Below are 9707 nucleotides of genomic sequence, written 5' to 3' on the forward strand. Positions count from 1 at the left end.
ATTAGATGAAGTTGGAGAGTTTATACTATCTAATATGCCCGTGCCATGATCGAAGGGTATGGCACATTCCACTGTGCGACACAGCAACAGCCCCGCCTGTAACCAGTCAGTTGGCGAAAGGTTCATGATAATTGGACTCAAACCCCAGCCGGGTACACATGACCGGGTTTATAGGAGAATTTCTGGAATTTCTCAAGGAGTATAAGGTAGTTGCACTGGCTGTGGCGTTCATCATGGGCGTTGCAGCAACGAGCCTTGTTAAGTCTCTGGTTGATAATATTATCATGCCCTTTGTGGGTGTTCTGGTACCATCCGGCGACTGGAAGGCTTCCACCCTCAACCTTGGACCTGTTCATCTTGGGATCGGTCCATTCGCCGCAGAATGTATCAACTTCATCGTGGTAGCCTTCGTTGTCTTCATGATTGCAAAGTATGTAATGGCAGAAGAGAAGGTAGAGAAGAAGTGAGTGTTACACTCACAAATTTCGTTTTCTGACACCCGGCATACTGCTGTTTTTGCTCACCCTGCCGGTGTCAATTTCTGGCCTTTCGGTTTATTTTAAATAGTTAGCTGCCGGAGGATGGTATCTGATGATCTCACCGGAGCTGGCATAATGACAATATCAAATTTCAGACGCCTCTATGAAGTGTTTCATGGATACGAGCGGTGGTTTCTCTTCTCAATTCTGCTCAATATCGTGGTTGCCGGGGGCACTCTTGCCATTCCTGCCCTCTCTGCCGATCTGATCAACAACGGGATCATGAAGAACAACTTCTCATACTCTCTTGATGTCGGGATTCTCATGCTCCTGGCTGCGGTCATTGCAGGAGCATGCCAGATCGGAAATGCAGCGATCGCGGTCTGGGCATCAGAATATTCTGCCCACACGTTGCGCACCCGGGAGTTTGAAAAGATCCAGACCCTCTCATTCGGGAACATCGACAGGTTCAGATCCAGTGATCTGCTTGTCAGGCTGACAACAGATGTTCAGAATATCAAGGTTGCGATACAGCAGTCAGTGATGAACCTCATGCAGGCTCCCCTCCTCTTGATCGGTACTGTCCTCATCATGGCTGCCATGGCTCCTGCCCTTGTCTGGATAATGGTTGTACTTCTGGTGCTTCTGACTGTTCTGCTGGTTGTGTACTTTGTTATAGTCGAGCCTGCTTTCTCCCGCAAACAGGCAGAGATTGACAGCGTGAACAAAGCCCTTCGGGAGACACTGACCGGCATCAGGGTGGTCAAGGCATTTGTCAGGCAGGAGTATGAGATCACAAAGTTCGGGCAGGCTGCAGAGAGACTGAAGCATGCGGCTGTCAGGCCGCAGATGGTCATGTCCTATCTCATGCCTACCGTGTTTGCGATCGCTATCCTCGGGTTCGGGGCAGTCTATTACTTCGGAGGTATGCAGGTTCTCGAAGGGACAGGCCTTATGATCGGTGATGTGACATCGGCTGCACAGTATATCCTCATCCTCATGATGCCTCTTCTGATCATTGCGATTGTGCTGCCGTTTATCACCCAGGCAAACGCATCCCTGAAGAGGATCTTTGAGGTCCTTGATGCGGTTCCTGAGGTGAGTGAACCTGAAAATCCTGCTGTAATCAGCATTGATCAGGTAAAAGGTCGTGTGGAGTTTGAGAATGTCACCTTTGCGTACCGGAATGCTGATGGAGAGCCTGAAGGTGAGGTCCTTACCGGTATAAACCTGGTTGCAAAGCCGGGTGAGACGATCGGGTTTCTGGGAGCAACCGGCTGTGGCAAATCATCGCTGGTCTCACTTATTCCCAGATTTTATGACGTCACCGGTGGTCGTATCACCATCGATGGCGTAGATGTCCGTTCCATCTCCCTGGAAACACTTCGCAGCATGGTCAGTGTCTGTCTCCAAGAGTCTGTCCTCTTTTCAGGTGCAATCAGCGAGACGATCCGGTTTGGAAAACCTTCCATGACCGATGATGAGATGTTCGTGGCAGCCCGTTCAGCAGATGTGGACGGGTTTGTACAGAATATTCCTGAACTCTATGATGGAAAGGTTGCCCGGCGTGGCTCCAACTTCTCCGGTGGCCAGCGTCAGAGGCTTTCGATCGCTCGTGCCCTTGCACAGAAACCAAAGATCCTGATTCTTGATGACAGCACCAGTGCCTGCGATGTTGCCACCGAGGCACGGATTCAGGATGCGATCACTGACATGATGGCTGGCACAACCAAGTTCATCGTGGCCCAGCGAATCAGTTCGGTCATCACCGCTGATCGGATTGTCCTTATGAACCAGGGAACAATTGAGGCGACCGGGACACATGCAGAACTCCTCTCCTCAAGTCCTCTTTACCAGGAGATCTATGAATCACAACTCGGGAGTGGACTTCAGTCAGGGAGGAATGCATCATGACAATGACTCCAAAACCTGTCTCTGTCTCCGGTACAGATCAGAATGACCAGTACGAATCGATAGGGCTGACGTTGCGCAGGCTGCTCTCATACCTGACGAGGTACCGGTTCAGACTCGCCCTGGCTATTCTCTTCATGATCGGGTTCTCAGTCACCATGGGAATCCTTCCTGCCCTTATGGGATATGCAACGAATATCATCGCAGGCCATGGATCACTGGAGGATCTCAGACAGGTCCTTGTCTACTTCATCATCGATGCCGCTGCACTCTGGATCTTCGGGCATCTGACCCAGCATCTCCTCTCAAAGATCTCGCAGGAGGGTCTCTACACCCTCAGAACCGATCTCTTCAACCATATGCAGACACTCTCTCTCAGTTTCTTTGATCGCCAGCCGATCGGCGAGCTGATGAGCAGGGTCTCGAACGATACCGATGTTATCGATCAGTTCTTTTCAAACGGGATTCAGCAGGTTCTCCAGTCTGTTACCACGATCATCGTTCTCACCCTTGTGATGCTCTGGATAAATCCGGTTCTCACCCTTCTTGTATACCTGGCGGTCTTCGGGATGCTGGCAATCTCATCCACCATCGCAAGGATATCAGGCCCGGCTTTTGAGAGGATGCAGGAGCTCCTAGGTGAGCTGAACGGGTATGCAGAGGAGCGGCTTGCAGGCCAGAAGGTTACGATCGCATACAATCAGCAGGGAAGCAGCGGCGTGGGATTCTCAAAACTATCAGGGATTGTTGCCAGGACCGGTGGCCGGGCCCAGTTTGTTGCACTCACATCCATGCCTGCTGCAACGATCATGGCAAATCTGCAGATGATCCTTCTTCTGATCGTCGGTGGTGCCATGGTGATGGAAGGACATATCCAACTCGGTGAACTGGTTGCATTTCTCGGTCTCTCATCAAACATCTCCTCTCCACTTTCGCAGATATTCTCACAGTATGCCCTGATCATCGGGGCAAGCGCAGGAGCGGCACGGGTGTTCAGGATCCTTGACGAACAGCCGGTGGTTGCAGATCTCCCTGAAGCAAAACCGATGCCTCTGGTTGATGGAGATGTGAAGTTTGACGCTGTTGATTTCGCATATGTTCCCGGTAGAACTGTCCTGAAGAAAAATACGTTCAGAGCTCTTCCAGGCCAGGTATTCGGCCTATGCGGTCCGACCGGGGCAGGAAAGAGCACCATCATCAATATCCTGACCCGGTATTACGATATCCAGTCAGGATCGATCACCATTGACGGAGTCAGGATCGATGAGGTTGGACAGGACAGTCTCAGGATCCAGATCGCCCAGGTTCTCCAGGAACCATTCCTCTTCTCTGGCACCATTCTGGAGAACCTGCGGTATGCCCGTGGTGATGCTACTGATGATGAGTGTATCGCGGCTGCAAAACAGGCAGGAGCATACGAGTTCATCATGGCCCAGCCTGAAGGTTTTGATACATTCCTTAATGACGGAGGCTCAAACCTTTCACAGGGTCAGAGGCAGATGCTTACCATTGCACGGGCTATGGTCTCGCAGCCACGTCTGCTGATCCTGGACGAAGCAACCAGCAATGTGGATACCCGCACTGAAAAACTGATTCAGTCCGGGCTTCTCAGTCTGCAGCAGGGAAAAACATCATTTATCATTGCTCATCGTCTCTCGACTATCCGCAAATCAGATTGCATCCTGGTGATAAACCATGGTGAGATTGTAGAACGTGGGACCCATGATGATCTGATGGCTGCACAGGGATTTTATTACAATCTCTACATGAGCCAGTTCAGGGGAAAACTCAGTTCCATAACCGGGGTTGCCTGATTGAGCCAGGTTGGTATAGGGAAAAAATAGTATTCAATTTTTGTTGTGTGTCTAATAAATCGGGCTATACGATCTGTCTCAACCCCTTTCTAATCACTCTCTTCTTCGGTATGCAGAATAAGAATCACGGGAAATATTATGTGGGGAGTCTGGCCTGTCTTCAAATCGGCTCTCAATCCGGTGTAATATTATGACCGATAATGATCGCTTAAAAGGAGATACTGTCTCTTACCTTATTCGTGATGAGATGGGAGACTGTATGCCGATAGACATCTGGTATGATGGGAATGTCTGGGTTTTCAGACCATTTGGTAAGATAGATACCGGTCACTCTGTTGATCTGGACACTGCTCTCACAGAAGGTATTGAACAAGGGATGAGGTTCATCGTGATTGATATGACCGATTCGCCATATATTGCAAGTTCTGGACTTCGTGCCATGCTGAAAGCTGCTAAAGCAGTAAAACCTGATAACGGCAGCATAAGTGTTTGTGGCCTGAATGATGTAGTACACGAGGTTCTGCAGGTATCCGGACTCCTTCGAATCTTTCCTGTGTACCCTACAGCAAAAGAAGCAGTCTCTGCAATGCAGAATATTGAGAAATAAGTTAAACAAAATATTTGTAGACCGGATCCTGTGAATACAAGATCCTGACTACCTGCTGTAACAACTTGAAATTTAAATTGTGGTTGCGTTAGCAGCTGAAGTGTTTGCACCAGCGGTTGCCTTAAGTGGGCTGACATTGGTCAGGTTCATTGAAGCGTCAACGGTGGTGTTGTTTGCATCAAGGGTTGCGTTTGCAACTTCCTTAACGAGTTCGGTGGTGTTGCCTGCTGCATCTGATGCAGTAGCGTTCTCTGCTGCAAAACATCCGGGTGCGAGCACCAGTGCTGCAACCAGGAGGATAAGGAACTTAGTGATCCGATCCATAGCATGTGGTTGGACCTTCATACCTATGAAGCTAAGTGGTTTTACCTTTACCATATGCGGTGCCACTTGAGTTTTAACAGGCTCCCTATGATCTCCTTCCCTGATCGCGGCTAAAAAAAACTCTTAAATTCCGGTTTTTGATCTGCTTCCCTGGTCTGGCCGCGCATTTCATTGATCCCATTGGGATATACTTATATATTTCCTTCCCTGGTCTCCATAGAAGCAAGCTGCTAGTCTAATCGGTTAGTATCTATCTGTCTATGATCAACAATTCAACCTCACATGTCTCTAGTTGAACTGGGTGTCCTCGGGTTTGTAATCGGTCTTACCGGAGCTCTTGCACCCGGACCTACCTTGATTGCAACAATTCAGTCAGCCATAAGAGAGGGTTGGAAGAGTGGGCCTAAGGTCACCTGTGGTCACATCTTCGCAGAACTTCTTGTTGTGATCCTGATTGCAGCAGGGATACCCTTTCTTCCAGCTAGCTCATCACTCCTGATTGCAGTTGTGGGGGGTACTGCCCTGTTTGTTTTTGGAGTTCTGACTGTTCAATCAGCCAGGGGTGCCACTCTTTCCCTGGTCTCCCCGACGTCGGGATCAGGCTCTCCAGTTGTTGCCGGGCTGATTACCAGCATCTCAAATCCGTACTTCTGGATCTGGTGGTTTTCAGTAGGCAGTGCCCTTCTGATAAGTTCTCTGGCTAGCGGTCTTGCAGGGCTTATCGCTTTCATCTTTGGACACTGGTTATCTGATCTCAGTTGGTTCACATTGGTTTCAGTAAGTATTCATAAAAGCAGAGTGTTGCTGGGTGATCGTGAGTACAAATATATCCTCTATGCATGCGGCGTTGTTCTGATGATATTTGGGATCTGGTTTGTTGTGTCTGGAATTTTTAAACAGGCGTGAAAAAGACACGATCAGGATTTTACTCCTGCTGCCTTGAAGAATGTGTAACAAAAAACGCCTTCAGGTTCACAGGTTCTATATAAACTCTGGATTCCTTCCTCAAACCGCTCGTTTGAGATCAATCCTGCAGCGACTGCATTATGCTGAACTCCTTCAATCATTGCAGTAAATGTTTTTCTGGTAAATCCGTCTACCAATTCAGGTTTACTTGCGTCAACATATACCATCCGTGGAGTGACCCGGACATCTGAAAAACCGGTCTCTGTCAGGAGTGGATAGAGTCTCCTCCCGATGCATGCATCTCCGCCTGAACGGTGCTGCAGTTCTATCTGGGTCTGAACGGCGTCAATGGCAGCCTGACTAGGAGGATAAAAATAAACAGATCCATGATCTCCCTCAATTGCCATGATTGATCCCCCAAATTTTAGAACGCGTTTCAGCTCTTTGAGGGCATTGCCAGGTTCAGGAAGGTGTTCGAGTACGAAGCACAGAAAGATATGATCAAATGTCTCGTCATCGTATGGGAGATTTCTGATGTCTCCCTGCTCAAAAGTAACCTGACTGATACAGGAGCCTGCTTCCTTCCTGAGTCGTTCCTCAGCAAAGTCAAGTGATGTCTGGGAGATATCTATTGATCTGAACCTGCAATCCGGATTTTGTGATGTAATAATAACGGTCTGGGCACCGGTACCGCATCCTGCTTCGAGAACGAGACTCCCAGGTGGAAACCTGGTATCATGATGGAGGATCTCTGTAAGGGTATTTGCCTGGTCAGACAGGCGTTCTGCTTCACGATCAGAGTATCCGTGAACATATGCAGACTGACTCATCAACTACCCGTTGTAGCACTTGATAGAGAAGGTTTCTTATTATCTGATGATTACAGGGTACCGGTTTTTACTGAGTCCTTTCATCACAGCCGGAAGCCTGTTGAAATCCTCCTTGAACCGTTCCCTGCTTTGCTTAAGTGAGATGTCAATCCCTGTTGATTTTCCGTTTCTGATGATCGTCTCCAGCAGTTTTTCACCAGGTATTCCTTCAGTTTCTGTTACAATCTCGTCGTGATCCATCACACCTTCACTGTTATAATACCGGTAAATTTCCCGTCTGCCAGGGATGGTCACTTTTCCCTGACTGGTTTTTGATTTGGGTTTTCCCTCGTACTCTACCAGTTTGTATGTCATGTCAAGGAAGGGAACATCAGATGATGTCAGCAGTTTGGTCCCGACTCCAAATGAGTCGATTGGAACTCCTGCCAGTAGCCACCGATCGATATCATGTTCATCAACCCCCCCGGTAACGATTATGCGGATGTTTTTGAGGTTATGATCATCCAGGTACTGCCTTACCTTTGGCACAATACTTGCAATGTCACCACTGTCAATCCTGACAGCAGAAACCGGGAGTCCTTCCAGAGCAAGTTTTGCTGCAGTTGCGACTCCTTTCATTGTATCGTAGGTGTCTATGAGGAGAACCGGGTCGTCTGGGAATGTTTGAATGTATGATCTGAATGCTTCTTCTTCAGATGAAAAAACAAGAACATATGAGTGTGCCATTGTCCCTGAGACAGGGATCTCAAATTGGTTTCCTGCTTCCAGATTCGATGTTCCAAGAAAGCCGACAATGTACGTTGCCCGGGCTGCGTAGGCTCCACCTTCCGGTCCGTGAGCCCTTCGAAGACCAAAATCCACAAGACCGTGTCCTCTGCTCACAGCCATCATCCGAGCAGCTTTTGAAGCGATGACAGTCTGGTGATGGATCAGGTTGAGGGCGATTGTCTCAAGAATCTGTACCTCCGGCAGTGGCCCTTCTATTCTGACAAGTGGCTCGCTCTCAAAAACGATTCTCCCTTCCGGAACCGCAATGACGTCTCCTGAAAACCTAAACGTTGAGATCCAGGAGAGAAATTCTTCAGTGAATCGGTCCAGTGATCGCAGGTAAGAGATATCCTCAGAAGAGAAGGCAAAGGTGGTCAGGCACTGGACCAGACTCTCAAGTCCGCAGGAGATAAGAAAATTTCGTTCGTCTGGCATTGACCTGACCGAGATGGAGAACACAGCCCTGCCGGTTTTGCCATGCTGAAGGAAACTCTGTGCCATGGTCAGTTCGTAGAGATCAGTGAGTAATGCGGTTGACATATTCAGGGTTCACCAGGTCCATGTGGTACATAACGAGGATGTGAGTGTCCGGTTATGATATATGAGGAAATGTATGCCATGATCAATGATAGTGGTGACAGATCCGAATTTGTGAATTTACAGTAAGAGTCCCCCACTTCCAGGGGGATGAACTTTCGACTGCTTCTCTGTTGGCTGCATATTTTAGGATGAGGTCTGTGAAGCTTTAATACTCATGTATTTCTGACAACCCCACATGCAACTGCAGCCTTTTTCACAGCCTGAGCAACCGCAGGTACAACTCCCCGGTCTAGTGGATCAGGAAGGATGCGTTCAGGGGTAGGATCACAGACACATTCTGCAATTGCGTGTGCAGCTGCAATTTTCATCTCATCGGTGATCCGGGTGGCACTTGCGTCAAGAGCCCCCCTGAAAATGCCCGGGAAGGCAAGGACATTGTTGACCTGGTTTGGATAATCACTCCTACCTGTACCAATGATTGCAGCCCCTGCTGCTTTGGCCTTATCTGGCATGATCTCAGGCACTGGATTTGCAAGAGAGAGAACAATCGGATCAGACCCCATGGACCTGATCATCTCTTGTGTCACCAGGTTAGCAACCGAGACCCCGACAAAAACATCAGCACTTCTCATTGCATCAGCAAGGGTTCCGGTTCTGTGTATTGAATTCGTCTCGTCCCCGAGGATGAATTTGTATTTGTTTTCGTACAGTCCTGGCCGGCCCCGGTAAATGATACCAGATGTATCGCAAGCGATCAATTCTTTGACCGGAGTACAGGATTGAGTGTCGTACCCGATGCACTTGAGTAGGCGACATATCGCATAACCCGCAGCCCCTGCTCCGCAGACAACCACTTTCAGATTCTCAAAACACTTTCCTGTAACCCTGCAGGCATTTATTATTGCTGCGAGAACTGCCACTGCTGCCCCGTGTTGATCATCATGCATCACCGGGATACCAAGATCCTGGAGTTCTTCCTCTATCTCAAAACAGGCTGGTGCAGCGATATCCTCCAGGTTGATCCCTCCAAAGACAGGAGCCAGACTCCGGATGATCCTGACCAGATCCTCACTTTTTGCATCAAGACAGATTGGAAATGCATCAACACCTGCAAACTCCTTGAAGAGAATTGCCTTTCCTTCCATAACCGGAATTCCAGCTAGAGGACCAATATTTCCAAGACCAAGAACCGCTGTTCCATCAGAGATAATTGCGATAGTATTTGACTTCAGGGTATATTTCCAGACTGTTTCCGGATCGTCTGCAATCTTCCGGCAGACCTCTGCAACTCCTGGTGTGTATGCTCTGCTCAAGTCATCCCGGCTTGCAAGCGGGACCTTTGATCTGATCTCAAGTTTCCCTGAATGAGCAGCATGCAGAGCCAATGATTCTCGTCCGATTTCTGATTTTTTCTCCCCGTCCATATCTTCATAGTCCGGTTCAGAATGCAAGAATCTTTCGCACAGCAAAAAGAGAATAGGCGGGACAAATATTATCAATTATGGGGTAATATTACAGTCAACTGGAT

Annotated in this window: 9 protein-coding genes; 5 read left to right on the top strand and 4 right to left on the bottom strand. The window is 48.7% G+C overall.

The window, feature by feature from the left end; translation table 11 throughout:
• The first annotated feature begins 158 nt into the window (after positions 1-158).
• From VN429_RS00250 to VN429_RS00265, 4 genes are all read left to right on the top strand, one after another.
• Positions 159-467, top strand: a complete 309-nt coding sequence (locus VN429_RS00250) for an MscL family protein (RefSeq protein WP_325628519.1) — start codon at positions 159-161, stop codon at positions 465-467.
• A gap of 114 nt (positions 468-581) precedes the next feature.
• Complete coding sequence (locus VN429_RS00255; RefSeq protein ID WP_325628521.1) at positions 582-2393, top strand: ABC transporter ATP-binding protein; 1812 nt, start codon at positions 582-584, stop codon at positions 2391-2393.
• Positions 2390-4204, top strand: coding sequence for an ABC transporter ATP-binding protein (locus VN429_RS00260; RefSeq protein WP_325628523.1), 1815 nt, complete (start codon positions 2390-2392; stop codon positions 4202-4204). Before VN429_RS00255 ends, VN429_RS00260 begins: the two co-directional genes overlap by 4 nt.
• Before the next feature lie 190 nt (positions 4205-4394).
• On the top strand, positions 4395-4811 hold the full coding sequence (locus VN429_RS00265) for an STAS domain-containing protein (protein ID WP_325628525.1): 417 nt from the start codon (positions 4395-4397) through the stop codon (positions 4809-4811).
• Positions 4812-4883: 72 nt separating this feature from the next.
• On the opposite strand, the gene VN429_RS00270 is transcribed toward VN429_RS00265, so the two are convergent.
• On the bottom strand, positions 4884-5156 hold the full coding sequence (locus VN429_RS00270) for a hypothetical protein (protein WP_325628528.1): 273 nt from the start codon (positions 5154-5156) through the stop codon (positions 4884-4886).
• 261 nt (positions 5157-5417) lie between these two features.
• Between VN429_RS00270 and VN429_RS00275 the strand changes: the two genes are divergently transcribed.
• Complete coding sequence (locus VN429_RS00275) at positions 5418-6041, top strand: LysE family transporter (protein ID WP_325628530.1); 624 nt, start codon at positions 5418-5420, stop codon at positions 6039-6041.
• Positions 6042-6052: 11 nt separating this feature from the next.
• Here VN429_RS00275 and VN429_RS00280 read toward each other — a convergent pair whose 3' ends face one another.
• From VN429_RS00280 to VN429_RS00290, 3 genes are all read right to left on the bottom strand, one after another.
• Entirely contained in the window at positions 6053-6871 is an 819-nt protein-coding gene (locus VN429_RS00280) for a methyltransferase domain-containing protein (protein WP_325628532.1), read from the bottom strand.
• 39 nt (positions 6872-6910) lie between these two features.
• Positions 6911-8179, bottom strand: coding sequence for a nicotinate phosphoribosyltransferase (locus VN429_RS00285; RefSeq protein WP_325628534.1), 1269 nt, complete (start codon positions 8177-8179; stop codon positions 6911-6913).
• Between the two features lie 212 nt (positions 8180-8391).
• Entirely contained in the window at positions 8392-9603 is a 1212-nt protein-coding gene (locus tag VN429_RS00290; RefSeq protein ID WP_325628536.1) for an NAD(P)-dependent malic enzyme, read from the bottom strand.
• Positions 9604-9707: the final 104 nt, after the last annotated feature.

Origin of the sequence: Methanospirillum sp. (genome assembly GCF_035560735.1) — an archaeon.
Lineage (GTDB): Archaea > Halobacteriota > Methanomicrobia > Methanomicrobiales > Methanospirillaceae > Methanospirillum.

Coding starts and splice junctions, on each gene's coding strand:
- VN429_RS00290 (WP_325628536.1), bottom strand. CDS start 9,603: ATGGACGGGGAGAAAAAATCAGAAATCGGACGAGAATCATTGGCTCTG.
- VN429_RS00275 (WP_325628530.1), top strand. CDS start 5,418: ATGTCTCTAGTTGAACTGGGTGTCCTCGGGTTTGTAATCGGTCTTACC.
- VN429_RS00285 (WP_325628534.1), bottom strand. CDS start 8,179: ATGTCAACCGCATTACTCACTGATCTCTACGAACTGACCATGGCACAG.
- VN429_RS00250 (WP_325628519.1), top strand. CDS start 159: ATGACCGGGTTTATAGGAGAATTTCTGGAATTTCTCAAGGAGTATAAG.
- VN429_RS00260 (WP_325628523.1), top strand. CDS start 2,390: ATGACAATGACTCCAAAACCTGTCTCTGTCTCCGGTACAGATCAGAAT.
- VN429_RS00280 (WP_325628532.1), bottom strand. CDS start 6,871: ATGAGTCAGTCTGCATATGTTCACGGATACTCTGATCGTGAAGCAGAA.
- VN429_RS00255 (WP_325628521.1), top strand. CDS start 582: ATGGTATCTGATGATCTCACCGGAGCTGGCATAATGACAATATCAAAT.
- VN429_RS00265 (WP_325628525.1), top strand. CDS start 4,395: ATGACCGATAATGATCGCTTAAAAGGAGATACTGTCTCTTACCTTATT.
- VN429_RS00270 (WP_325628528.1), bottom strand. CDS start 5,156: ATGAAGGTCCAACCACATGCTATGGATCGGATCACTAAGTTCCTTATC.